The organism is uncultured Dokdonia sp., from assembly GCF_947496725.1.
Taxonomy (GTDB): Bacteria; Bacteroidota; Bacteroidia; order Flavobacteriales; family Flavobacteriaceae; genus Dokdonia.
Map to the genome: position 1 here is coordinate 408,550 of NZ_CANMDS010000001.1, position 26,503 is coordinate 435,052.

Genomic DNA, 26,503 nt, shown 5'->3' on the forward strand with positions numbered 1-26,503 from the left:
TCCATAATGGCACAATAAAATAATTATTGGGTAAGTGATTACTCGTTTAGGTATAATGAAGAAGCTCCTTCTAGTTCATTATTTACAGATGGAGTAAGGTTACCTCCCGCTTGTGCGTTTGAGAAGGCAAGAATTCTTCCGCCACCGTTTGCACGCTCTGCAATAAATACTACGTTAGATTCTGCATCATACTCGGCTGCAACTGGGTTTCCTAAAAATGTTGCGTCACCCGCTACACGTACTTGGTTACCTACTACTGCAAGTGTCTCACCGTTTGCTACACCAGCAAATTTTGAAGCATAGTCAGATATGATATGAAAAGCACCATCTACATCATCTGTTGCGCTACCTACATCTGTAAGGATAAGGGTACCACCATCTACAGCAAGACCGTGAGTTCTTACAATACCTTCAATAGTAATTGTTTTTGTAGCCTCTACTGTAGCATCTGTTGTGTTTGAATCTGCAAAGTTTTCGAAGATTGCTACATCAGACGTTTTGTCTACAACTGCGATAAGAGTATCTCCATCAAACTCGATTCCCCATACAGCAAAGTTTACTGTCACTGTATTTCTTAATGTGATAGATCCATCATCTCCTCTTGTGTAGATAAATAAACGTCCATCATCTGTACTATCATCACCATCTACATCTGCATTATCTGCCACAACATAAATATTATCATTTACAGCAAGATCACGAGGACTTGATAAAGAAGCAGTACTACTTACAGAAGCATTAAGAGCGATACCAGCCACATTAAGTGAAAGGTCTCCAAAAGTCTGTATCTGTGACTCAGAGCGTGATATCTGTATCACCTCATCATCACTACTATCATAATAGATACCCTCTGTATCTGTAGCTGCTGTTCCAAAAGTAGATGCCGTTACACTTGCTATATCTTCTACATCATATACTGTTATGTCACCACTTGTATTACTTGTTGCAAACAGTGAGTTATCTAATTCTAGGTTTGCAGATCCATCATCATCTGTTGTTGTTGATAATCCGTTATCATCAGTTTCACAGGCTATAAATCCTGCAGATGCGATAAGTAGTATTCCTAATTTGCTAGTTAATTTCATAAATAAAAGGTTTAATTGTTTTTAATTTCTAGCATAGTTACGCAGTGATTTGAGGTTTGGTTTTGGCAACATTACACTATTAACATTCTTTAACTTTTTAAGAAATAGAAGCCACTTTTTTTACGATAATTTAACTGAAAACTGCTCTTACGCCTTAACGATAATTTTGTGATTATTTTTTGCGCTACGAGTCTTTAGGGTAGTTTATATAAGTACGCTTTCGCGAAAGCGATAAAAATCCTCATCATTACCAATAGTAAGAAACCCAATATTTACAGAGCTTAACAGCTACTCGTAGAAAAATCACAACTTAAACCCACTTTTTTTATGCGTTTTTGTAACCTTCTCTATATTAACAACGTATAAGGTGCAGGGTAAAATCCTAGGTTGGGAAATCTGAACAATAGTGGTCGCACACGCGGCTTTTTGAATTAACAAACACTTTTAATTTACACTATTATGAAAACACTTTTTATTGCCCTATTTACACTAGCTACTATAGCTTACAACACAACTTCTGAAACAGTGACCGCAACCTTTACCGGTTATAGTGATGAGACGTATTATTTTACAGATAGCGACGACCTAACTTATGCCTTTGAGGCAATAAGTGCTACAGCTGCTCAAGAATTTGACCTTACTCAAGACACTTACAAAGGACAGCAGTTTAAAATTACATTTACAACTTCAACAGAGCTTAATGAAGATGATGAGGAGTATGATATGCTCTCTATCACTGCTCTAGAACTCGTGAAGTAAAAAGAAAATTATAAAGGCTATTAATAAAAAAACCTACGATCTAGATCGTAGGTTTTTTTTGTGTATAATAATTGAGATTCCACAAACCCCATACGGTGAGTATGGCTTCTCCTATCATACCTAATCCATATTGTGGAGACCAGCCGTCTAGCAAAGTGCTTATAAGCCTGCCTGCAGTAAGACCTCCCATAAATAATACATTAAATAAAGTAGCGCGCTCCCAGTGCATAGGCTTTACAACACCATAAAGCCAGTAAACTCCTAACGCAAGGTATACACCCATTATGGCTCTAAAAATATTTTTAAGCTCAAGATCTTGAACCTTAAATCCAAAAATATCAAACAGAATAACACTGGGGTTTGCTCCATAAACAAATGCCATCACGATAACTATGCTCGCAGAGAGTATAAGGTGGGCTTGTTTAGGAAGTTTTGACATTATATACGTTGTGCAATGCGATCTTTCGCGAGTTGTAAAATGGTATGAAACTGGTCTTCTATATTAGTTTCTGTATTATCAATCTCAATAGCATCTGCTGCTTTTACTAGTGGAGAGTCTTCTCTAGTGGTATCTATGTGATCACGCTCTACTACGTTAGATAGCACGGCATCATAGTTTACATCATCACCGCGCTCTACAAGCTCATTGTAACGCCTTTTTGCACGCTCTTCTGCACTGGCTGTCATAAATATCTTAAGCTCTGCCGTAGGAAATACTACAGTACCTATATCACGACCGTCCATCACAATACCTTTTTCTTCACCCATACGTTGCTGCTGCTCTACAAGCTTTGCTCGCACTTCTGATACAGTGGCTATAGGACTTACAAAAGAGGATACCTCTAATGTTCTAATATATTGCTCTACATTTTCTCCATTAAGACAGACTTCTGCCTTTCCAGAAGTGGTGTCTCTGGTAAATGAAATATTAATGTCTGATAATTTATTGATAAGTGATTCTTTATCAAAAAAACCATCAGATATAAGACCTTTACGCATTGCATAAAGCGTTACTGCACGATACATCGCGCCGGTGTCTACATATATGTATTCTAGCCAGTCTGCTAGTTGTTTTGCTACGGTACTTTTTCCGGTTGAGGAATATCCGTCTATGGCGATGGTTATTTTCACGTATGGTGTATTTTGAGCAAAAATAGGGATTATGATTATGAGATGTAAGGAACTCTAAAAGTACTTTTAAAAGGTATATAGACACGCACAACATTGCAATTGCAAACACGCACTATCTCAAGTCTCTAGCCCCGATTGTAATGAAAATCCCGCAACAAGCGTGAGCGCCGTGAGGAATTGTAATGTAAAGCGGGTTACGCCCGTGAAGATTCAAAAATAAGTGTGTGCTCCCACAAAGAGAATTACTGCAAATCTATACCTATGCCAAAAAAGCTACTAGCGGCAGCACTATTGTAACGTGCGTAGGCATAGTTAAATCGCATCTTATTAATCTTAATACCAAAACCGGCGCTTATCCCTGCAAAGCTGCGCTGGTTTATAATACGCAACTCCTCACTACGTCTAAAGTTATAACCTAATCGCAAGTTAAACCCTCCTCGTGGAAAGAGTTCTACACCCACAATGGCGTGGCGTATAACGTTATCTAGAATACCTATTTTCTCAGCAGTGGTGTTTCCGTCTAGATCTGTGGTGCCGCGGGCTTCATTCTCAAAAGCGATGTTCCAGAGTTGTAAGTTTTCAAGGGTAAGGTGCCAGCGTATGGGTACATTAGGCACTATCTGGGAGATACCAGCATCTATCTCTAGTGGCAACTTCTCTATGGTGTCTACATAGGGTGTAAACTGCGTGCCTATATTGCGCACTACTACGGCCGCGTTAAGATCCCAGTCTTCATAATTATAAGTTAGACCCAGGTCTATCGCTCCGCCGGCAGAGGTATACTCGGCCAGTGTGGAGGTGATGAGTTTTACATTTGCTCCTACATAAAAGTCTGTGTAAGGAATATTAGTCGCATAGCCCAGCGAGAGCGCTGCCTCACTACCGCCGAATTCTCCTGTTGCATTTCCGTTTTCGTCTCGCCCGTCAAAGCTCCCGTAATTTACATACGTTATACCGGCGTGAAGTACTTGTGTGCGTCTGTCCCATAAATAGGCATATGAGGCGGTACCATAATTTATATCTGCAAGGTAGTTTACATAGTTTACAGAGAGCTGGTTATCCATTCTGTAATTAATATTTGCAGGGTTGTAAAGGGCAGAGTCTGGATCATAATCATAGTTTGTGATTATTTTTCCGCCCAGGGCTGCTTGCCTAGGTGATGACATTAAATTGAGAAACTGGTATGTTGCTCTCCCTCCTAACTGCCCGTAAGCAGATACTGCGGTTAGAAATAAGAGTATGTAACAAACTTTTCTCATCATACAAGGTGGCAACACAATGGTAAACGATTGCAATGATAGTATATTTTGATAGGGATGGGAAATAATTATGAAGTTCTCTAATCAATAATAGATTTAAGAATTCTTACAACCATATATAAACACAAAAAAGGAACCTTATTACGGGTTCCTTTTTATGGTATTTGTACGCTTTCGCGAAAGCGGTCATATTTATAGTCTCAAGTTTATAACTTCTTTGCGTTTTTAACCTTTTGCTTAGTAAGAGCAAGTTCTAATACCTCACTCATATCTTTTACATAGTGGAAGGTAAGACCTTTTAAGTAATCTGGCTTTATCTCTTCTATGTCGCGACGGTTTTGCTCACAAAGTAAAATCTCTTTAATTTTTGCACGCTTTGCAGCAAGAATCTTTTCTTTGATTCCTCCTACTGGTAATACTTTACCACGCAGGGTTATCTCACCCGTCATTGCGATGCTCTTCTTGACTTTGCGCTGTGTAAATAAAGATACTAGAGAGGTAAGCATTGTGATACCTGCACTAGGACCATCCTTAGGAGTCGCTCCTTCTGGCACGTGAATGTGTACGTTATAGCTGTCAAATATTTTTGAATCTAGACCAAGAAGCTCTGCATTTGCTTTTATATACTCCATTGCAATGGTAGCACTCTCCTTCATCACCTTACCAAGGTTACCTGTGATAGATAGTGTTCCTTTTCCTTTTGATAAGGCAGACTCTATAAATAAAATATCACCACCTACACGTGTCCAAGCAAGACCTGTTACTACTCCAGCAACATCATTGTTTTCATACTTGTCACGCTCCATTCTAGGAGATCCTAAAACTTCTATAATGTCTTCATTAGAAATTTTTACGTTATACTCCTCCTCCATTGCAAGATTTTTGGCACCGTAGCGCACCATCTTTGCAACTTGCTTCTCAAGACCACGTACTCCAGACTCACGAGTGTAGCCTTCAACAATTTTTTCTAGTTGTGGCTTTGCAATCTTAAGCTGCTCTGGTGTCATACCGTGCTCCTTAAGTTGCTTAGGTAATAAGTGTCTCTTTGCAATCTCTGTCTTTTCTTCTATAGTATAACCCGTTACATTTATAATCTCCATACGATCGCGTAATGCTGGCTGTATGGTATTAAGGCTATTTGAAGTTGCGATAAACATTACCTTAGAAAGGTCAAACCCCATCTCAAGGAAGTTATCGTGAAACTCACTATTTTGCTCTGGGTCAAGTACCTCTAGTAATGCAGAAGATGGATCTCCCTGACTCCCCATACTTAACTTATCTATCTCATCTAGTACAAAGACTGGGTTACTTGTACCCGCCTTACGAAGGCTCTGTATGATACGACCCGGCATTGCTCCTATATATGTTTTTCTGTGACCACGTATCTCAGACTCGTCACGCATACCACCTAGACTCATACGTATGTACTCTCGACCAAGTGCCTCTGCAACAGATTTACCTAGTGAAGTTTTACCCACACCTGGAGGTCCGTAAAGACAGAGTATAGGTGACTTCATATCGTTACGTAATTTTAATACCGCTAGGTATTCTATAATACGACGCTTTACATCATCAAGACCATAGTGATCACGGTCTAAGATTTTCATAGCACGTTTTAAATCAAATTTATCTTCACTAAACTCGTTCCAAGGAAGGTCTAAAAAGAGGTCAAGATAGTTGCGCTGTATGCTATACTCCGCTACCTGAGGATTCATACGTTGCATTTTAGAAAGCTCTTTCTTAAAATGCTTTTCTACTTTTTCTCCCCATTTTTTTGTCTTTGCACGCTCGCGCATCTCTTCAAGATCATCTTCAGAGGTAGATCCTCCTAGTTCTTCTTGAATGGTCTTCATTTGCTGGTGCAAGAAGTACTCGCGCTGCTGCTGGCTCATATCATTTTGAACCTTGTTTTGGATATCATTTTTTAGCTCCAGCTTCTGGCGCTCCATATCCATAAACTTAAGCGTCTCGATAGCGCGCTTATGTAAATCGTTTATGTGAAGTAATTCCTGCTTCTCAGCCACGGTGAGATTCATATTAGAACTCACAAAGTTTATTAAGAAAGAATCGCTCTGTATATTTTTTATTGCAAAAGATGCCTCAGATGGGATATTTGGCGAGTCTTGAATAATTTTAAGAGCAAGATCTTTTATAGAGTCTATCGCAGCCTTAAATTCTTGACTTCCTTTATCTGGACGTGTTTCTGGAAATTCTTTTATCGTGGCTCTTAAGTAAGGTTCGGTTTGAGTCACTTCATTAATCTCAAAGCGTTTTTTACCTTGTATGATTACGGTTACATTACCGTCAGGCATTTTAAGAACACGCAGTATACGTGCTACCACGCCTACTTTATTTATATCATCTGCCGTAGGGTTTTCTACAGACTCATCTTTTTGAGCCACTACTCCTACTACCTTTCCTCCTTTATTTGCCTCGTCTATAAGTTTTATAGAAGTATCTCTTCCTGCCGAAATAGGAATCACAACTCCAGGAAAAAGTACCGTGTTACGTAAAGGTAATATCGCTAGACTTTCTGGGAGCTCTTCATTATTAATCGCCTCCTCATCTTCTGGGGTCATTAACGGGATAAGCTCTGCATCTCCATCTATCTCTTGCAGTGACAATCTGTCTAATGTTGTAAATTTTGGTTTTGCCATATAATATATGTGCCACAATGTCGGGTATTGCTACGCTCATTATGACTATCTAAGTATTATTATTCTATTTAAAAACGGCGAGTGACCCTGTAATGTATGGTATATAGTCACTCACGATTACTTTAAGTCAATTCTTATGCCAAGTGAAGTACGCTTTCGCGAAAATGTAAACCACAACCCTTATCTTTCCTTATAGTTATAGTAAAACCTTTGGCCACAAGAACCATCTTTAGGGAGACTAGCACGCTAGTTGTCAAAAGGAGAATCAAAAAAATAAAATAAATTTTTCACGAAAGTGTAACAACTTAAAAATTACCACATCTTTACTATAGAATTAACCAAAAGTGAATTTTACCAACCATCAAATAACAGATCTATTATCACTATGCCAGCAAGGTGAGCAGGGTGCACAAATGGAAGTTTACAATCGCTACTACAAGGCGATGTATAACACCTCATTGCGCATTGTAAAACACGAAGCAGAAGCAGAAGATATTATGCAAGAGTCCTTCTTAAGTGCTTTTACAAAACTAGACAGCTATAAGGGTGAGGCATCTTTTGGGAGTTGGTTAAAACGTATCGTTGTAAATAATAGCCTCAATGCTTACAATAAAAGTAAGCGACTAGATGAAACCTCTATAGATAACCATCTATATAAAATAGAAGACGATGCGGCCGGTGTAGCAGAGATGGATCTCTCTAGTGTACGTGCTCAAGAAGTAGTAAACGCAATGAGTGAACTAAAAGACAACTACAGACAGTCACTGTCATTACATCTTATAGAGGGTTATGACTATGAAGAAATGAGTGAAATAATGAATGTAAGCTATGCAAACTGCAGAACGATGGTGTCAAGAGCAAAAGACAGCTTACGAAGAATTTTAAATAAAAATGAAAAAGGAACCTATAGATCAAGTATTTAAGCGCCTAGAAGGCAAGCTAGATACAGCTGCACCTAGTGCAGATCACAAAGCAAACTTTCTTGCAAAGTTACAGGCGCAGGCTGCTCCCGTAACCATAGAGAAAGAAACTAAAGTCATAAAGTGGATGCGTCCTCTTTTTATAGCAGCGAGTATGCTCTTGCTTGCCGGAGTCATCTTTACTCAGTTCAATACAAGCTCGAGTGATAAGGAACTTGCAGATGTCTCTCCAGAAATGCAGGAAACTCAAGACTTCTTTACAAAGACTATAGAACGAGAGCTTTTTGACATTAAAGAAAAGATGACTCCAGAAAATCAAGCTATGGTAGAAGATGCCATAGTCCAGCTGGAGGTGCTAGAGCAGCAATATGATAAACTTAAAATTGACCTTTCTGAGAGTGGTGAAGATAAGCGTGTGATCTACGCTATGATAGACAACTTCCAGAACCGCATTGACCTCCTACAAAATGTAGTAGAACAAATGAATGCCATCACAGAACTAAAGCAAATTGAAAAAGCAGTAACACTATAGTTACTTAAATAATATACTATTACTATGAAAACAAAAATAACTCACCTCCTACTCTTTGTACTCGCTATGCCTTTTATGGTAATGGCAAGTGACAACTACCCTAAAGGGAAGTATACAAAAGAGAAAAGAATCAAAAAAGAATATAACGTAAATGCAGATGCAAAACTGGTTATAGATAACTCCTACGGTAATGTAAATATGGTAAGCTGGAATGAAAACCGCATTGTTATAGAAGTGCTAGTAAAAACTAATGGAAATGATGAAGAGCGCGTGCAAGAAAAGCTAGATGAAATAGATGTACGTTTTGAAGGCTCTCCATCTTATGTAAGTGCTAAAACTAATTTTGAGAGAAGTAGCAGCCGCTCGTGGTGGAATAGCTGGAAAAACAGCAATGTAAATATGGAAATTAACTACACCATAAAGCTCCCAGCTACAAATATGATAGACATAAACAATGACTACGGAGGAGTAAATCTTGATCGCTTAGAAGGTAATGCAAAGATTAATTGCGACTATGGTAAAATCACTATAGGAGAACTACTTGCAGAGGATAACTATCTCAACTTTGACTACACAAAAAACAGCATTATAGGTTATATGAAAAGTGGTCGTATTAATGCAGACTACTCAAGTTTTATGCTTGAGCGCGGCGGTGATATAGAACTCAACGCAGATTATAGCAAATCTGAATTTGGAAAAATTGAAAATCTGAACTATAACTGTGATTATGGATCTGTAAAAACAACAGAAAGTAATGACGTAATAGGTCGCGGTGATTACATCTCTGCAAAAATAGGGGTTGTACACGGTGATTTAAATATCAACGCAGATTATGGGAGTATACGTGTAGAAGAACTTGCTGGAGATGCTGGAGACGTCGTGATACAGAGCGATTATACAGGCATAAAAGTGGGATACAGTCCTGCTTATGATTTTACCTTTAATATAAAACTTGAGTATGCAGGCTTAAGCGGTAAAGATGAGCTTACTTTTAATGTAGAGCGTGTAGAATCTTCAGACAAATATTACGAAGGGTACAAAGGGTCATCTTCTACTAACAACAACATAAACATCAACTCAGAGTATGGGGGTGTTACATTATTTAAAAACTAAATTCAATCATCAACTAAACAATCTATTATGAAAAAATTAATCACACTCAGCTTAGTCCTTTTTGCAAGTACTCAAATACACGCACAATGGTGGGGAAAAAGCGTAAAAGGTAATGGCGAACTGGAAACTATAACTCGTAACGTAGGTGACTATGATGAGATAAGCGTTGCTGGCTTTTTTGACGTGACACTCGTTGCCGGTAATGAAGGAGAACTTACTATTGAAGGAGAGAGTAACCTCCTTGAATATATTGAGACAGAAGTAGATGGTGACAGACTTACTATCAAGGTGAAAAATAAGCAAAACCTAAAAACGAGCTGGGGAAAAGATATTAAAATACGAGTACCTTTTAGAGATTTAAACCAAGTATCATTATCAGGATCTGGCGAGATTATGAGTACAGATGTTATAAAGGCAAATAACTTTAGAGTTTCTGTATCTGGATCTGGTGATATAAATCTTGTAGTAGAAGCTAGCAGCACAGAGAGTCGTGTTACTGGATCTGGTGATTTGGTATTACGAGGTAGCACAAGAGATCACGAGACAAGTGTAACGGGATCTGGAGATCTTGAAGCAGGACGCTTTAAAGCAGATAATGTAGATGCAAAGGTTACAGGGTCTGGAGATATAAGAGTGAGCTGTGATAAAAGCATACGCGCTCGAGTAACAGGATCTGGAGATATAGAATATGTAGGTAACCCTACTAAGCAAGACACAAAGGTTTCTGGATCTGGAGATATCTCTAGAGGATAAAACTATTTTGTCCCAAATACAATAAAAGCCCTCTTGCGAGGGCTTTTTTACTTATACATATTATAGTTCTTTCTTGAGTAGTCTCGCGGTACCAGAAAATCGTTCTACTATAATTTTTGGCTCGCCATACAGTTGCACCATACTCTTATCTGAAAGGTCAAGTGTTACCTTCTCATCTACACTTAGCGTCACGCTACCGCTTTCTCTTCCTACTATCTGCACTATGTCTGCATCAAAGGAGAGTCCTTTACATTGAGCGGTTTCATTTACTGTAAAAGTAGCTTCACTAGCATTCCCTGTAAACGCTATGTCAGATCTTCCTGAAGCAATTATTGAGAGTTTTACGGTGTTTATATCCGCTTTCGCGAAAGCGTTATCACTTAAATTCACACGTATATCGTCTCCAGTGTAATCTATCTCAAACTTTGAGTTGCCGTTTGCCATAATATCTGCCTCTCTCGTTTTGAGCTCTCCGTTGAAACGACTTCCATCTAGAAAACTACCCGTAAACATATCTCCCTCTATGGCTGTAGATACAAAGGCACTACTTTTTGAATCTAAACTTACAGCGCTCAGTGCTGTATATCGCACAGTAATGTTAAGTCTTTTTGCACTACGTATATCCTTGCGGGTTGAGACCACTAGTAAACTATCTTTAATGTCAAAATCTATAAGTTCAACTAGGTTATCATCCATCTCTAGGTCATAACCAGTTTGAGAATCTGCCATAAGTGTCACCTCTAGACCATCTGTCACCTTGATTGCGGTAAAGCCATCTAGTCTCTCAGAAACATCTATGACATTACGACTACCTTTTACTCGCTCGCGTTGTGCAGCGACACTTGTAGTTACAACCAGAAGTATTGCAACCACAAAACTCTTTATATATCTATTCTTCATAAAATTAAAAGTACAATAAATGAGCCATCCTTAATAACCGTACATAAAAAAAGCATCTGGTTACAGATGCTCTTTAAAAATATGTCGTTTATGGATACTAATAGGCAATATTAATCACTCCATCTACCGTAAGTACTTCTTCGTTATCTGGGTTTGTAAATGCTCCAGAAAAGGTTCCTACGATTGTAGTACCATCGTTTGCCGTAATTGTATTAATAAAAGGTGATGTCCCTCCAGGTGCTGCAGTAAGTACTACACCATCTATGGTAATAAGTGTGTTTTGCATCACATTATCTCCAGTTTGTTGTAATACAATATCAAAAGTGAAGGTGTCGCCAGTATCTGTATCTGTTGCTACAACGCTTAAAAGAGAACCATCTATAGTTACTACTGAATTATCAAAGTTTGTAAACGTTCCTCCTATAGTTCCATACACCGGTCCATCATCTTCTGGTGGGTTACAATCTCCTAGCTCTTGAACAATTGCATCTAGACTTCCGTCTGGATCTCCACAAGCTGTAATCTGTTCCTGCAGTGCAAATGAGTAATCTGCACAGGCAGCCGTATAAGCATCACTATCTTGAGGATCTACTGCGTTAAATATTTCTTGAGCTTCTGCTGTTGCAATTTCGGCAGCGGCACAATCTCCACCACAGTTTAGACTATCTATAGTTGCCTGTAAACTACCACTTGGATCTCCACACGCTTCTATTTGTGCACTTAATGCGGCACTATATGCGAGACATAATTGCTCTTCATTTTCTTCGGTAGCATTGTTAAGTGCCTCCAGCGCTGCCTCTGTAGCTAGCTCTGCTTGTAAGCACGGGTCTGGTGTTGTACAGTCGCCTAGCGTAGTAAGTATGGATTGTAGCTCTCCAGAACTATCACCGCATAGTTCTATAGTTGCCTCAAGTGCAAGTGCATATGTTGTACAGGCCTGTGTGTAATTTGATTCAGAAGAGGCTGCAAATGCCGCTTGTGCAGTTTGCAATACATCAAATGCTATTTGACACGTATCACTATCTGGATCTGTCTCTCCAGGCTCAGAACCATCTCCGGTTACAGAAAACTCGCCCTCTAGTTGTTCATCATCACAAGAGATTACTGTGACTGAGGCTAGCATTATAAATAAGAATAGGTAGTGTAGTTTTTTCATCGATGTAGGATTTTGTAAACCTTAAACGCAAACATAATCATTTTATTGGACTGTTATACGGGCATTTTATGACTCCTTATGTGATCTAAGAATCTTGTTTTGCTCTTGCATTAAGTGCTCAATATTTGCCAAGAGTTCAATGTTTTTTGGTGTTTTTTCTTCAGTATTTTTTGGGTCTTCAGATTTGTCTTTAAATCTGTTAATCCCTTTTATGACTATAAATATAGTCAAAGCTATGATAACAAAGTCTATCCCCACCTCTATGAGCTCCCCGTAGCCTATTGCAACTACATCTGCCTCATTTTCGGCATCTCGTAAAATATACCTGCGCTCACGTAGGTTTATGCCATCTGTAAGTAAAGAAAGTGGTGGCATTACCACCTTTTTTACTATAGTATTTACCACATTATTAAAAGCAGTACCTATGATGATACCCACTGCCATATCAACCATATTACCTTTTACGGCAAAATCTTTAAATTCTTGTATAAAACTCTTCATAGTATATAAATGTTAGAAAAACGCTTCAAGCAATTCTAGGCTGTTTAATAAACGGATTAATTGCTTGCAAAGAGTGTTTTGTTATAGGCTTTCGCGAAAGCGGAAACCATTTGCCTATTTATTTTCTTTTGGAACTCTGTACAGAAGCACTACTCCCACTGCAAAAAACAGTATAAGAAATACGATAGAGTAACGCATACTGCCGGTAATCTCTTCTATGAAACCATATAAGAACATCCCGATGATGATCCCTATTTTTTCGGCAACGTCATAAAAGCTAAAGTATGATGTTGTGTCTTCTGTCTCTGGTAAAAACTTTGCATACGTAGACCTTGAGAGCGATTGTATACCACCCATTACTAAACCTACAAAACCCGCAGTAATGTAAAACTGGAAGGGCGTATACACAAAGTAGGCCCAGGCACAAATTACAATCCATATAACATTAATAATGACCAGTGCTTTTATGTTACCCACGCGTGATGAAAGTTTTGACGTAAGTATAGCACCCAGCACTGCTACAAGTTGTATTAAAAGTATACTCCCAATTAATCCAAACTGACGCTCGCTATCACTACCCCACTCTAGTTCTTGCTCTCCAAAATATGCTGCAGCAAGCATCACTGTCTGTACCGCCATACTGTATACAAAGAAGGCAATAAGATATTTTTTAAGACGCAGCTGGTCTTGCATAGAAGACCAAATGACTCTTAGCTCCTTAAAGCCATTAAAGAACACATCTTTGGTAAGCTTTCCTTGCGCTTGATTCCCCTGAGGTAAGTAAGCGTAGGTATACTGGCTAAAACCTATCCACCAGACACCAGTAAGCACAAAAGACAGTCGCGTAGGAAAACCTTCATCTTCAAAACCGAAAAGCTCAAATCCCAAAATTAAAAATAAACACCACCCGAGTAATATAACACTCCCTATGTAGCCTAGGGAATACCCTTTTGCACTTATCTTATCGTGTTGTTCTGGATATGCTATATCTGGCAAGTATGAATTATAAAAAACGAGACTCCCCCAGAAACCTATAAGCCCTAGTGCATATAAAGTAAGGCTCAGGTATATATGCTCAAGGCTAAACCAGTACAAACCTATTGTAGAGAAAGCTCCTAGATAGCAGAAGAGTTTTAAAAAGAACTTTTTGTTACCCAGATAATCTGCCACACCAGAGAGTATGGGAGATATGATAGCCACGACTAAAAAAGCAATAGCAGTGGTGTAAAATATAAGCGGACTACGACGTAGCATCATCCCAAAAACCTCAATCTCTTCTATACCTGCTCCTCTAAACAGAGCACCATAAAACAAAGGGAATATAGCAGATGCGATGACAAGACTGTATGTAGAGTTTGCCCAGTCATAAAACGCCCAAGCATTTAATAACTTCTTATCACCTTTTTTGAGTTGTTCTTTCATAGCACTAAAATAAAAAAGCTGTGCGAGTGCACAGCTTTTTAAACTATATATTATTGTAAATTCTTATTTGAAACTTGTCACGCCAAACTTTGCTGCCTCTGCTCTTGCCATAGGGGCTTTTGCAGTGAGGTTTGCAATACGCGAGTCTGATGATGGGTGCGTACTTAATATTTGTGGTGGTGCTTGACCTCCACTAGCAGCTTTCATACGTTTCCATAACTCTGCAGCTTCATCTGGGTTGTAACCTGCTATAGCAGCGATTACAATACCTATCTCGTCTGCCTGTGTCTCGTGACTACGTGAGAAAGGAAGCATACCCCCTACTTGTGAACCTACACCGTAAAGTTGCATAATTTGCTGTTGTTTACTTTGATCTTGTCCACTTACTGCTACTGCAGTGGCTACAGCACCATATTGCTGTAACTGCGCTGCACTCATACGTTGTGCACCGTGATCTGCAAGTGCGTGAGCAAGCTCGTGTCCCATAACCATTGCAAGACCTGTCTCAGACTGTGTGATAGGTAATATACCTGTATACACTACAATTTTTCCACCTGGCATACACCACGCATTTACAGCTTCGTCTCTTACTAGGTTATATTCCCAGCGATAATCTTGTAAATAACCTGGCTCTCCTAGAGCTGTAAGGTAACGCTCTGCAGCTACAGCAATTTTCTCACCTACACTCTTTACCATATTTGCATCTGCCGTACCGGTGATGACATTATTTTCTGAAAGAAAGGCATCATATTGTTGAAAAGCCATCGGAAATAGCTGATCGTTACTTACGAAGTTAAGTGTCTTTTTCCCTGTAAAAGGGCTCGTCTTACAAGCGCATACTAATAGTACGGTCATTATAAGAACAAATGTATTTTTAAGTTTCATTGTACTAGGGTTTGATATTCTTTATAAAAATACACAAATGTTAAATACCGCTTAGATGAAGCTCTGTAAAATCTTTCTTAATGATTAAAGCACAAGCTTTCGGGTCAAACTGCACATCTTCCATAGAAATTACTTCATTATCTAACTCTATAGTCGTAATTTCAAAAGGTAGACCTATTAAATGTATTCTAAAAGTGTCATAAGTAGTGATAAAGTCACCACGCTTATGCTGCTGTATAATCCAGTCTTTTTCTCTACCTACCATTTTAAAAGTGCGGTAACTGTAACGATCCTTTTTATAATCGTATCCATCTTGAGCATCTTCATATAATTTTGAAGCATTTTTACCAAGACCATAATATACCTCAAGTTCTACTTGCTCTATCTCAAGCTCACCTACATATTGCTGTATAGGGTACTTAGGTAAGATAGTTCCTTCTTTTACAAACATTGGGATTTCATCTATATCTGCATCTACCCATTGCTCCTTACCTCCTTTTACAGGGGTTTTTGTCCAGTAATTATACCATTCTCCTCTAGGTACGTACATACGTCTACCCTTTGCATTAGGTTCTAAAATAGGACACACCAGTATGTGGTGTCCAAAGATAAACTCATCTGTACGATAATGCGTTTGTGCATCTTCTTGATCAAAATATACAAGAGGCTTTAGTAAAGGGGTTCCCTTCTTTATATACTCATAAAACATTGTATATAAATATGGGAGTAACCTATATCGTAAGCTTATAAACTTACGTGCAATGTCTGTCACACCCTCATCAAAAGTCCACGGCTCTTGATCACCGTGATGACCAGAAGAGTGTGTTCTACAAAATGGATGAAAAACACCTAGCTGTATCCATCTTGCATATAGCTCACCTGTAGGTTGCTCTGCAAAGCCTCCTATATCTGTTCCGGTAAAGCTCATACCAGAGATACACATACGCTGTACCTGTATATTTGCTACCCATAGGTGCTCCCAGCTTGCGATATTATCTCCCGTCCAGCTACTTGTATAGCGCTGTGCGCCAGAGTATGCAGATCGTGTGATTACAAATGGTCTCTTAGGGTAAGCAAATTTCTTAACACCTTCATAAGTGGCTCTCGCCATCTGTGTACCATAAATGTTATGTGCTTTATTATGACTACAAGGATGCCCGTCATAGTTATGTCTCACATCTGCTGGAAAAGTTTTTCCTGGAACCTCCATCACTGCAGGCTCGTTCATATCATTCCAAACACCTTTTACACCTACTTCTTGTATGAGTTCTTTAAATAATCCAGCCCACCAGTCACGTACTTCAGGGTTTGTATAATCTGGGAAGTTACATTCACCTGGCCATACCTTACCTTTCATATAAGGACCATCTGCACGTTTACAGAAATAATCATTTTCTATCCCTTCTTGATACACCCAGTAATCTTTATCTATCTTAATACCTGGGTCTATAATAACAACTGTTTTAAAGCCGTCATCTGCAAGCTCCTTTACCATACGCTTTGGATCTGGGAAGTAGTCTTTGTTCCAAGTAAAACATCTCCACCCGTCCATATAATCGATATCTAGGTAAATACCGTCACAAGGTATTTTAAGTTCTCTAAACTTATTTGCCACCTCCTTTACATTACTTTCTGGAAAATAACTCCACTTACACTGGTGATAACCTAGTGCCCATAATGGTGGTAGCTCTGGCACTCCTGTTAGGTTAGTATAACTACCTACTACATCTGCCATTTCTGGACCATAAATAAAGTAGTAATTCATCTCACCACCTTGTGCCCAGAAACTTGTTACACCCATACGCTCTTGACAGAAGTCAAAAAATGTTTTAAATGTATTATCAAAAAATATCCCGTAAGCTCTCTTTTGAGTAAGACCTATATAGAAAGGAACAGACTTGTAAATAGGATCTTGATCTTTTGCAAATGCATACTGATCTGTCGCCCAGTTATGTACTCTCTTTCCTCTTAGGTTTGAGTGCATAGGTTTATCACCTAGTCCATAGTAGGACTCTGCGTGTTGTGCCTTTTTACTCATTTTTACAATATTCCCTCCGTATTCAAAGCTCTCCTCAAAGTGGAAACCTAACTCATCTTCATTAATAAGATTGCCATCAGTGTCAAAAATGGAAGTTTGTAAACTATTTTTTTCTATACGGATTTTGAGCTTTGCGGTATGCACAAAATAATAGGTATCATCTTCCTTAAGTTCAAGGTGATTGTACCCTCGTATACCATCCTCATCTATCGCATAAGAGAAGTCTGGCTCAAAAACACCGCCTGTTCCAAAGCGAAATCTAATCACACTGTCACGCAATACCGTGAGCTGGAGAATCACCTCATTTTGAGTTGTAAAATATAATATATCTGCGTCCTTCTTAAAATCAACGACTTTATTTGGAAACTGGTTGCCTTTTTGCTGCAACTCTGTATTTGTAATCATATTTCTAAAATTTGGAAATATCAAAATAAGGCTAACTCTTTGAGTTACCTCGTTAATAATTAAATACTTATTAACTCTAACGTTTTCGTACTATAATAAGCGACGTTGATTTACGCTTTCGCGAAAATTCTATCCCATTCAATCTCTTTTAAACTTATTATTATGGCTTATTAATCTACCTTTAATTCAAAAATCACTCCCGATAAGGGCGGTACTGTAATAGATGTACTATGTGTTTTTCCGTTCCAGCCTTCGTTTATAACAGTTAGGTCTATATTTTTATAAGCCCCTGTACCCGAAAACTCTAACGCGTCGCTATTGAAAATTTCGCGAAAGCGTCCAAAAAATGGTACCCCAATGCGGTAATCTTCTCTCGGTACTGGTGTCATATTAAACACGCACACAATCACCGTTTTGGGGTCATTACCCTTACGTATGTAACTCAATACGGCATTCTTACTATCATCGTGAGCAATCCACTCAAAACCTGCGGGATCAAACTGCTTTTCATACAGTGTAGGTGTACTTGTATACAACCCATTTATAGCTGCAAAGGCTTTTTGCATATTGCTGTGTATCTCATAATCTAGCACGTACCAGTCTAGCTGATCTTGAAAATTCCACTCTGTACCTTGTCCAAACTCGCTACCCATAAAGAGTAACTTTGCTCCGGGATGGGTATACATATATGTGTAGAGTAATCTAAGATTTGCAAAGCGCTGCCACTCATCACCAGGCATACGTCCTAATATAGAACCCTTACCGTATACTACCTCATCGTGTGATAATGGTAGCATAAAGTTTTCTGTAAAACCATAGGTCATTGAGAAAGAAATCTCATTGTGATGATGATTTCTGTAAATAGCATCTCTCTTAAAGTAGTTAAGTGTATCGTGCATCCACCCCATCATCCACTTCATACCAAAGCCTAAGCCTCCAGAAAATACAGGCTTGCTCACCATAGGAAAACTAGTAGACTCCTCTGCTATAATCTGAATATCTGGAAAAGCACCGTAGAGCGCCTCGTTGAGTTCTTTTAGCAAAGAGATGACGGCTAGGTTTTCTCTACCTCCCTGATCATTAGGTTCCCACTCTCCATCTTCTCTACTATAATCTAGATATAGCATAGATGCCACTGCATCTACCCTGAGCCCATCTACGTGGTATTGCTCTAGCCAGAACATTGCGTTACTTATGAGAAAACTACGTACCTCGTTGCGTTCATAATTAAAGATGAGTGATTTCCAGTCTTGATGATATCCTTTCTTTCTATCTGGATGCTCGTAACAGGCTGTCCCGTCAAAGTTACCCAGCCCGTGCGGATCTTCTGGAAAATGTGATGGCACCCAGTCTAAAATTACACCTATATCATTTGCGTGCAAGGCATCAATAAGTGTCATTAATTCTTCTGGATATCCAAATCTTGAGGTAGGTGCAAAATATCCAGTTACTTGATATCCCCAGCTAGGGTCATATGGATACTCCATAATAGGCATAAACTCTACGTGTGTAAAATTTAACTTTTTTACATAGTCTACAAGTGTTGTTGCTAGCTCTGAGTAACTCAGGCTACGATTACCCTCTTCTTGCTTGCGACGCCAGGAGCCCAGGTGTAGCTCATAAACGGAAATAGGCGCATCTAGGCCGTTGTGTTTATGGCGCTTGTCCATCCACTTTTTATCCTTCCAGTTGTGGTTTGTTTTATAAACTACAGATGCTGTTTGTGGAGGATGCTCTGCTCTACGTGCATAAGGGTCTGCCTTTTCTGTTACAACGCCGTTGTGCGTAGCGTGAATTTTATATTTGTATAACTCTCCGTGGCCGATATCTGGTATAAAGCCTTCCCAAATACCACTACTATCCCAGCGCACGTTAAGCTTATGCTCTCCATCTTGCCAGTGATTAAAATTTCCTACTACAGATACTTGTTGAGCACTAGGTGCCCATACTGCAAAGTAGGTTCCTTTTACACCGGCTTTCTCGCAAATATGACTCCCTAGTTTTTCATATAGTTTGTAATGCTTACCAGATTTGAATAGATCAACATCAAAATCTGTAAGTAAGCTATGTGATAGTACGTTGCTCATTAAATAATAGTTCCAGAAGGTATGGTAGCTCCGTTTCTAATCACAACAATACCGTCACGCACCACGTAAGTATCTGTCTCTATATCCTTGAGGTGCTTGCCACCAGTGATGCGCACATCGTCACCTATTTTTGCATTTTTATCTACAATACAATTTGTAAGAAAGCAGCGATCACCTATCCCTACGTGAGGTACTCCCTTTGCTCTGGCTTGGTTTATTTCTTCTAGGTCTAAAAATCTATTACTTCCCATCACATAGCAACTCTCTAAAACAGTGCCTTTTCCTATACGTGATCGTATACCTATAATTGAGTTCTCAATACGGCTGCCGTGCACGATACTCCCTTCTGCCACGATAGATTTTTCAAGTGTGGTTCCAGAGATTTTTGTGGGAGGTAATACACGAGGTCGTGTAAGGATGTTTTGCCCTTTGTTAAATAAATTAAACTTTGGCAAATCTGATGTGAGATCAATGTTTGCTTCAAAAAATGAATCTATATTTCCTATATCTGTCCAGTATCCCTCATAGGCATAACTTAACACCTTATGATTCTCTATAGACTGAGGAATGATTTCTTTACCAAAATCATTTGTATCTGTTCCCTCTAGCAACTCGATAAGTAAATCTTTATTAAAGATATAAATACCCATAGAGGCTAGGTAGTGTTTACCCTGTGCTGCCATAGCATCTGAGACAGGTGACTCCCAGTCTGGAAGTAGATCTGCAGATGGTTTTTCTATAAAGGATGCTATGGTATTGTCTTCGGCAGTTTTAAGAATCCCAAAAGAAGTAGCATCTTTTGCATTAACAGGTAGTGATGCGATACTAATCTTTGCATCTGCTTCTATATGCGCCTCAAGCATAGCATTAAAATCCATCTGGTACAGCTGGTCACCAGAGAGTATCATTATATACTCAGACTCGTACCCTTTAAAATGGTGTAGACTCTGCCTTACTGCATCTGCAGTACCTTGAAACCAACCTTTATTATGTGGTGTTTGTTCTGCTGCAAGTATATCTACAAAGGCCTCAGAAAAGTAAGAAAACTGATAGGTATGTTTGATATGCTTGTTAAGCGATGCAGAGTTAAACTGCGTGAGCACAAACATTCTCTTTATATTAGAATTTATACAGTTTGAGATAGGGATATCTACAAGACGATATTTACCAGCAATAGGAACAGCTGGCTTTGATCGCTCTGCCGTGAGAGGATATAACCTTGTACCTTGACCGCCTCCTAATATGATTGCTACTACTTTTTTATTCATTTTCTACTGTTTTTTGAGGTTGGATTATAGACTATTACTTGATGACCTTATGAAGAGGCCTTTTTTATTTCTTTTTGGCATTAGTACTTGTTGTTACTACCGCCTTTGGTTTTAACTCATCATAGAGATTTACATAAGTCCCAGCAGCATTTTCCCAGCTATGATCTATCTCCATCATTTGCTTTTGGTTTGCCTTAAACTGTTTCTCACTTTTATAAAAAACCTCTGCTCTACCTATGCTGTAAACTACATCAAAAACAGATGTCTGGTCGTGACAGATACCGTGACCTCCATCACCTATATCTACCACCGTATCTTTAAGTCCTCCAGTACGTCTTACTATAGGCAAACAGCCATAACGCAAGCTATAGAGCTGGTTGAGGCCACAAGGCTCTACCCTACTAGGCATTAAAAGAAAATCTGCTCCGGCATAAACCTGATGGGACATACGCTCCTCATACCCTATGTATGCGTTAAATCTGCCTTTATGCGTATGCTGTAACTGCTCTAGCTGTCCCTCTACCTCTGGCGCCCCACTTCCCAGTAATATGATGTTTATATCATACTCTTTAAGCGCTTGGTTAATAATTTCTGGCAGCAGGTCTGCTCCCTTTTCCCATACAAGCCTACCTATAAAACCAAAAAGCGGTTTTGAGGCATCAAGTCCAAACTCTTTGCACAGGGCCTCTTTATTTGCCTTTCTGCCGGCAGCTCTTGTACGTATGGTATAGTTTTTAACTAAATATTCGTCTGTTTTTGGATCCCAAGTTTCGGCATCTATGCCATTGAGGATACCTACGCATTTTTGTGACTCGCTTCTTAGTAAACCTTCCAGCCCATTTGCCTGCTCCTTTAATTCTTCCATATATGATGGAGACACCGTGTTTACTCTCCAAGCGCATTTTATCGCAGCGGCCAGAGGATTAATCTGCCCATACCAGTCTAGGAGCCCATACCTGCTTTCGCGAAAGCGTGGTAACATCGCTACACCACTTTTATCAAAATTACCTTGATACTGGGCATTGTGTATGGAAAGCACTGTAGGGACAGACATTAACTTGTCAAACTCTGGGCAATACTGCATCATAAACGGTATAAAACCTGTGTGATGATCGTGGCAGTGTACCACTTCTGGTAAGTTCTCAAAGGTGAGTATCCATTGCAAAGCCACACGCTGAAAGGCAATAAAACGCAGCGCATCATCTGGATGACCATACACCCCAGCCCTATCTGTAAGACCTTGCACACGTACCACAAATAGCGGGAAGCCCAACTCATTATCTACATCTATAACCTCTGCAAAGTACGTTGTACCATCTACTACAAGTTGATGTGTAAAAACCACCCTACCGGTAGCGCGCTCCACCCACTTTGTTTTATAATAAGGCATAATGACGGCCGCCTTGTGGCCTATACGGTTTTGATATTTGGGAAGTGCTCCCACAACATCTGCAAGACCTCCTACTTTTGCAACAGGATAACACTCGGCGCTTACGTGAAGTATTTTCATAGATAGTTGATAATAGTCTTGTTAAATTTAACGTAAGTATTTAATCTACAGGCATCCTTTGCAATAAAATATGGTTAAAAAAGCTAATCTTTTGCTATTTCTACGCTTTCGCGAAAGCGCACACCCCCACAGCCCGTTCTCATACCGTAATTTTTAGAGTATCTTAACGACTCACTCCTTACGATTACAGTAACTTTACATTAAAAAGAACATACGATGAAAAAGATATTTATTTTAATGGCATTTGCAGCACTATTTACCAGCTGTAAAGGATCTGCCCAAGAGGCCAAAAAAGAAACTTTTGAGGTAACTAAAACAGACGCCGAATGGAAAGCGCAACTTACACAAGAACAATATTATGTACTACGCCAGGCGGGTACAGAACGTCCAGGCTCTAGCCCACTTAACTATATAAAGGAGGCAGGTACCTTTCACTGTGCTGCGTGTGATACACCACTTTTTAAAACAGCACATAAATTTGACAGTGGTACAGGCTGGCCTAGTTTTGATAGAGGTATAGAAGGTAACATAGCTTACAGTACAGACCGCAATCTGGGTTATACCAGAACAGAAGAGCATTGTGCAACTTGTGGAGGTCACTTAGGTCACGTTTTTAATGATGGACCAAAAGCAACTACCGGAAAAAGACATTGTATAAATGGAGATGCACTTGTATTTGTACCTTCATCAAAATAAAAAATATGGCATACCCTATACAAAAAACAGAAGCCGAGTGGCTTGAAGAATTAGGCCCAGAACGCTACCGCATTTTACGTGAGAAAGGCACAGAGCGAGCTTTTACAGGTACTTATAATTTACATAATGAAGAAGGTGCATATCACTGTGGTGCTTGCGACCAGAAGTTATTTGAAAGTGCAAGTAAATTTGACAGTGGTTGTGGGTGGCCTAGCTTTGATGAATCTATACCTGGTACGGTAGAGTATGTACGTGATACCACACACGGTATGATACGTACAGAGATTTTATGTTCAAACTGTGGCTCACACCTAGGTCACGTTTTTGACGATGGACCTACAGCAAGCGGGCAGCGCTATTGTGTAAACTCATTGAGCATAGATTTTGAAAAATAGCACTCTAAGTAAATGAACTTAAATTAATAAAAAACCGAAGGTAAAAGCTTCGGTTTTTGTGTTTTATATATGACGGGATAATCCGTATTTTTGATCTCCAATAATTAGACTTAAAAAATTCTAGATATGAGCAAATATGATGTAATCGTTTTAGGAAGTGGTCCAGGCGGATATGTAACAGCAATACGTGCAAGCCAGTTAGGCTTAAAAACAGCGGTTGTTGAAAAAGAAAGCCTAGGAGGCGTTTGTTTGAACTGGGGATGTATCCCTACAAAAGCACTTCTTAAAAGTGCTCAGGTTTTTGAATACCTAAATCACGCAGAAGATTATGGTCTTAAAGCAACAGGTGTAGATAAAGACTTTACAGCAGTTGTAAAACGTAGTCGTGGTGTTGCAGAAGGAATGAGCAAAGGTGTTCAGTTCTTAATGAAGAAAAATAAAATAGACGTCATCAATGGTTTTGGAAAAATAAAGCCAGGTAAAAAGATAGATGTAGACGGTAAAGAATATAGCGCAGACCATATTATCATCGCAACGGGAGCTCGCTCACGTGAGTTACCTAACCTTAAACAAGATGGTGAGACGGTAATAGGATACCGCGAGGCAATGACACTTAAGGAGCAACCTAAATCTATGATTGTTGTAGGTTCTGGAGCAATAGGTGTTGAGTTTGCAAGCTTTTATAACTCAATGGGTACAGAGGTTACAATTGTAGAGTATATGCCTCACGTTGTACCAGTAGAGGATGAGGATGTGTCAAAACAATTTGAACGCTCTCTCAAAAAAGCGGGTGTAAAAGTAATGACAGGGTCATCTGTAGAGAAGGTAGAAAAAACTAAATCTGGAGTAAAAGCAACTGTAAAGACTAAAAAAGGAGAAGAGACACTAGAGGCAGATATCGTTCTTAGTGCTGTAGGTATTAAAACTAATATCGAGAATATAGGACTAGAAGATGTAGGCATCGTTACAGATAAAGATAAGATCATTGTAAACGACTGGTACCAGACTAATATGCCAGGTTACTACGCAATAGGTGATGTAACTCCTGGACCTGCACTCGCACACGTTGCCTCTGCAGAAGGGATTACTTGTGTTGAAAAAATCGCAGGTATGCACGCCGAAAAAATAGACTACTCAAACATCCCAGGATGTACTTATGCATCACCAGAGATTGCATCTGTAGGAATGACAGAAAAGCAAGCAAAAGAAGCTGGTTACGAACTTAAAGTGGGTAAATTCCCATTCTCTGCTTCTGGTAAAGCAAGTGCTTCTGGCGCAAAAGATGGGTTTGTAAAAGTAATCTTTGACGCAAAGTATGGAGAGTGGCTAGGATGCCATATGATAGGAGCTGGTGTAACAGATATGATTGCAGAGGCTGTACTAGGTCGTAAACTAGAAACTACAGGTCACGAAGTACTTAAAACCATTCACCCACACCCTACTATGAGTGAGGCCGTGATGGAAGCCGTGGCAGATGCTTATGATGAAGTAATTCACCTATAAGCCACTTATATTTTAACAACAAAAAAAGCCTCGCATTGCGAGGCTTTTTTTATGTTATACTAACTGGATTGTTATTGCTCCATTAAGAAATTCTCTATTGCAAGATTGTAGCTTTTAAGCCCAAAACCTACAATGATACCCTTTGCATACTTAGATAAGTATGAGTGATGTCTAAACTCCTCTCTCGCAAAAGTATTTGAGATATGCACCTCTATCACCGGTATAGAGATAGACGCCACAGCATCTCCTAGGCCCACAGAAGTATGTGTATAAGCCGCGCCATTAAGCACTACCCCATCAAAGCTTTCATTTGCCTCGTGCAATTTTGAGATAAGCTCACCCTCTATATTACTTTGATAATAACTAAGCTCAGTATCCTTATACTTAAACTGTAATTGCGTAAAATAATCTTCAAAAGTTTCAGAACCGTAAATTTCTGGTTCGCGCTTCCCTAGCATATTAAGATTAGGGCCGTTTATTATAAGAATTTTCATAAAATATGATTGTGATATACGCTTTCGCGAAAGCATAAAAATACAGAATTTAGAAATTACAATTTGTGTAACAATAGTTGTATTTTCACTTGCGTGAAATGGGAGACCGCAATAACTAATTATAAGAATTATCTACGCATAGAGCGTGGCCTGTCTGACAATACTATAGACAATTATGCCCGTGATCTAAAAAAGCTCACGCGCTACCTTGAGCAACTAGAAAACTCCATAAACCCGTTGCAAATTACTCGCGAAGACCTTCAAGAGTTTATTTATACTATCGCAAAAGAAGTACAAGCAAGATCACAAGCACGTGTTATCTCTGGTCTTAAAGGTTTTTTTAATTATCTAGTTTTTGAAGATTATCGCACAGATAACCCTATAGATCTTATAGAATCGCCAAAAATAGGTCGCAAGCTACCAGACACCTTATCTGAAGAAGAAATAGATGCTCTTATAGATGCCATAGACCTAGGTAAACCTCAAGGAGAACGCAATAGAGCAATGCTAGAGACGCTCTATTCTTGCGGGCTACGTGTGACAGAGCTTATCTCTCTTAAACTTTCTGATCTATACTTTGAAGAAGGTTTTATAAACGTTGTAGGTAAAGGAGATAAGCAACGTTTTGTCCCCATAAGCGAGCATACCCAGAAGTATATTAATATCTATCGTAATGAATTGCGCAATCACATAGATGTAAAACCAGAGCACGTAGATATTTTATTTTTAAATAGACGTGGGAGACAGCTCACCAGGGCAATGATTTTTACCATTATAAAAGATCTTGCGGTCAAGGCGGGTATAAAGAAAAATATAAGTCCGCATACGTTTAGACACAGCTTTGCTACGCACTTGTTACAGAATGGCGCCGACTTGAGAAGCATACAGCAAATGCTAGGTCACGAGAGTATCACCACCACAGAAATCTATATGCACGTAGACCGTAATGACCTCGCCCGTGAGATGGCAAAATTTCACCCACGTGGTAAAGAATAGCTAGAATTAGCAGTTATATTATATGAATGAGGTTTTAT

24 protein-coding genes are annotated in these 26,503 nt (G+C 39.2%); 9 read left to right on the top strand and 15 right to left on the bottom strand.

The window, feature by feature from the left end; genetic code table 11:
• Nucleotides 1–38: 38 nt before the first annotated feature.
• Nucleotides 39–1,085, bottom strand: coding sequence for a hypothetical protein (locus Q0948_RS01845; RefSeq protein WP_298348070.1), 1,047 nt, complete (start codon nt 1,083–1,085; stop codon nt 39–41).
• 459 nt (nt 1,086–1,544) lie between these two features.
• On the opposite strand from Q0948_RS01845, the gene Q0948_RS01850 reads away from it, so the two are divergent.
• Nucleotides 1,545–1,844, top strand: a complete 300-nt coding sequence (locus tag Q0948_RS01850; RefSeq protein ID WP_298348068.1) for a hypothetical protein — start codon at nt 1,545–1,547, stop codon at nt 1,842–1,844.
• A gap of 40 nt (nt 1,845–1,884) precedes the next feature.
• On the opposite strand, the gene Q0948_RS01855 is transcribed toward Q0948_RS01850, so the two are convergent.
• The 4 genes from Q0948_RS01855 to lon form a co-directional block, all read right to left on the bottom strand.
• Nucleotides 1,885–2,283: a DUF4345 domain-containing protein gene (locus tag Q0948_RS01855; RefSeq protein WP_298348066.1), complete on the bottom strand. Its 399-nt coding sequence runs from the start codon at nt 2,281–2,283 to the stop codon at nt 1,885–1,887.
• Complete coding sequence (gene cmk / locus Q0948_RS01860; protein ID WP_021778571.1) at nt 2,283–2,975, bottom strand: (d)CMP kinase; 693 nt, start codon at nt 2,973–2,975, stop codon at nt 2,283–2,285. Before cmk ends, Q0948_RS01855 begins: the two co-directional genes overlap by 1 nt.
• Nucleotides 2,976–3,217: 242 nt before the next feature.
• A complete protein-coding gene (porQ, locus tag Q0948_RS01865) occupies nt 3,218–4,237 on the bottom strand; it encodes a type IX secretion system protein PorQ (RefSeq protein ID WP_021778570.1) in 1,020 nt (339 codons plus the stop codon).
• A 203-nt stretch (nt 4,238–4,440) separates the two neighbouring features.
• On the bottom strand, nt 4,441–6,891 hold the full coding sequence (gene lon, locus Q0948_RS01870) for an endopeptidase La (protein ID WP_298348063.1): 2,451 nt from the start codon (nt 6,889–6,891) through the stop codon (nt 4,441–4,443).
• Between the two features lie 344 nt (nt 6,892–7,235).
• Between lon and Q0948_RS01875 the strand changes: the two genes are divergently transcribed.
• The 4 genes from Q0948_RS01875 to Q0948_RS01890 are packed head-to-tail and all read left to right on the top strand — an operon-like array spanning nt 7,236 to nt 10,209.
• Complete coding sequence (locus Q0948_RS01875) at nt 7,236–7,814, top strand: RNA polymerase sigma factor (RefSeq protein WP_298348061.1); 579 nt, start codon at nt 7,236–7,238, stop codon at nt 7,812–7,814.
• Nucleotides 7,783–8,343, top strand: coding sequence for a hypothetical protein (locus Q0948_RS01880; RefSeq protein ID WP_298348059.1), 561 nt, complete (start codon nt 7,783–7,785; stop codon nt 8,341–8,343). Before Q0948_RS01875 ends, Q0948_RS01880 begins: the two co-directional genes overlap by 32 nt.
• Nucleotides 8,344–8,367: 24 nt before the next feature.
• Nucleotides 8,368–9,456, top strand: a complete 1,089-nt coding sequence (locus Q0948_RS01885) for a hypothetical protein (protein WP_298348056.1) — start codon at nt 8,368–8,370, stop codon at nt 9,454–9,456.
• 27 nt (nt 9,457–9,483) lie between these two features.
• A complete protein-coding gene (locus Q0948_RS01890; RefSeq protein ID WP_298348054.1) occupies nt 9,484–10,209 on the top strand; it encodes a head GIN domain-containing protein in 726 nt (241 codons plus the stop codon).
• A 60-nt stretch (nt 10,210–10,269) separates the two neighbouring features.
• Here the strand turns inward: Q0948_RS01890 and Q0948_RS01895 are convergent, their stop codons facing one another.
• From Q0948_RS01895 to Q0948_RS01935, 9 genes are all read right to left on the bottom strand, one after another.
• On the bottom strand, nt 10,270–11,109 hold the full coding sequence (locus Q0948_RS01895; protein WP_298348052.1) for a DUF2807 domain-containing protein: 840 nt from the start codon (nt 11,107–11,109) through the stop codon (nt 10,270–10,272).
• Between the two features lie 97 nt (nt 11,110–11,206).
• Complete coding sequence (locus Q0948_RS01900; RefSeq protein WP_298348050.1) at nt 11,207–12,265, bottom strand: hypothetical protein; 1,059 nt, start codon at nt 12,263–12,265, stop codon at nt 11,207–11,209.
• Nucleotides 12,266–12,331: 66 nt separating this feature from the next.
• Nucleotides 12,332–12,766 carry a large-conductance mechanosensitive channel protein MscL gene (mscL, locus tag Q0948_RS01905; protein WP_298348048.1) on the bottom strand — a complete coding sequence of 145 codons (435 nt, stop codon included), beginning with the start codon at nt 12,764–12,766 and terminating at the stop codon, nt 12,332–12,334.
• 114 nt (nt 12,767–12,880) lie between these two features.
• Nucleotides 12,881–14,188, bottom strand: a complete 1,308-nt coding sequence (locus tag Q0948_RS01910; RefSeq protein WP_298348046.1) for an MFS transporter — start codon at nt 14,186–14,188, stop codon at nt 12,881–12,883.
• A gap of 63 nt (nt 14,189–14,251) precedes the next feature.
• A complete protein-coding gene (locus Q0948_RS01915; RefSeq protein ID WP_298348044.1) occupies nt 14,252–15,073 on the bottom strand; it encodes a M48 family metallopeptidase in 822 nt (273 codons plus the stop codon).
• Nucleotides 15,074–15,113: 40 nt separating this feature from the next.
• A complete protein-coding gene (locus Q0948_RS01920) occupies nt 15,114–17,516 on the bottom strand; it encodes a glycoside hydrolase family 31 protein (protein WP_298348042.1) in 2,403 nt (800 codons plus the stop codon).
• Between the two features lie 170 nt (nt 17,517–17,686).
• Nucleotides 17,687–19,603, bottom strand: coding sequence for a 1,4-alpha-glucan branching protein GlgB (gene glgB / locus Q0948_RS01925; RefSeq protein ID WP_298348040.1), 1,917 nt, complete (start codon nt 19,601–19,603; stop codon nt 17,687–17,689).
• Nucleotides 19,603–20,871 (bottom strand): glucose-1-phosphate adenylyltransferase, encoded by a 1,269-nt coding sequence (locus Q0948_RS01930; protein ID WP_021778557.1) that lies wholly within the window; start codon nt 20,869–20,871, stop codon nt 19,603–19,605. The genes glgB and Q0948_RS01930 overlap by 1 nt, the downstream gene beginning before the upstream one ends.
• A 64-nt stretch (nt 20,872–20,935) precedes the next feature.
• The gene (locus Q0948_RS01935; RefSeq protein WP_298348037.1) at nt 20,936–22,381 is read right to left on the bottom strand and encodes a glycogen synthase; all 1,446 of its coding nucleotides are present in this window, start codon (nt 22,379–22,381) and stop codon (nt 20,936–20,938) included.
• Between the two features lie 216 nt (nt 22,382–22,597).
• Between Q0948_RS01935 and msrB (Q0948_RS01940) the strand changes: the two genes are divergently transcribed.
• The 3 genes from msrB (Q0948_RS01940) to lpdA all read left to right on the top strand — a co-directional run bounded on the left by msrB (Q0948_RS01940) (nt 22,598) and on the right by lpdA (nt 24,975).
• Nucleotides 22,598–23,077 carry a peptide-methionine (R)-S-oxide reductase MsrB gene (msrB, locus tag Q0948_RS01940; RefSeq protein ID WP_298348035.1) on the top strand — a complete coding sequence of 160 codons (480 nt, stop codon included), beginning with the start codon at nt 22,598–22,600 and terminating at the stop codon, nt 23,075–23,077.
• Nucleotides 23,078–23,082: 5 nt separating this feature from the next.
• Nucleotides 23,083–23,472, top strand: coding sequence for a peptide-methionine (R)-S-oxide reductase MsrB (gene msrB, locus Q0948_RS01945; RefSeq protein WP_298348033.1), 390 nt, complete (start codon nt 23,083–23,085; stop codon nt 23,470–23,472).
• A gap of 126 nt (nt 23,473–23,598) precedes the next feature.
• Nucleotides 23,599–24,975 (top strand): dihydrolipoyl dehydrogenase, encoded by a 1,377-nt coding sequence (lpdA, locus tag Q0948_RS01950; RefSeq protein WP_298348031.1) that lies wholly within the window; start codon nt 23,599–23,601, stop codon nt 24,973–24,975.
• A 71-nt stretch (nt 24,976–25,046) separates the two neighbouring features.
• Here the strand turns inward: lpdA and aroQ are convergent, their stop codons facing one another.
• Nucleotides 25,047–25,469, bottom strand: coding sequence for a type II 3-dehydroquinate dehydratase (gene aroQ / locus Q0948_RS01955; protein WP_298348029.1), 423 nt, complete (start codon nt 25,467–25,469; stop codon nt 25,047–25,049).
• 93 nt (nt 25,470–25,562) lie between these two features.
• Between aroQ and xerD the strand changes: the two genes are divergently transcribed.
• Nucleotides 25,563–26,465 carry a site-specific tyrosine recombinase XerD gene (gene xerD / locus Q0948_RS01960; RefSeq protein WP_298348027.1) on the top strand — a complete coding sequence of 301 codons (903 nt, stop codon included), beginning with the start codon at nt 25,563–25,565 and terminating at the stop codon, nt 26,463–26,465.
• Nucleotides 26,466–26,503: the final 38 nt, after the last annotated feature.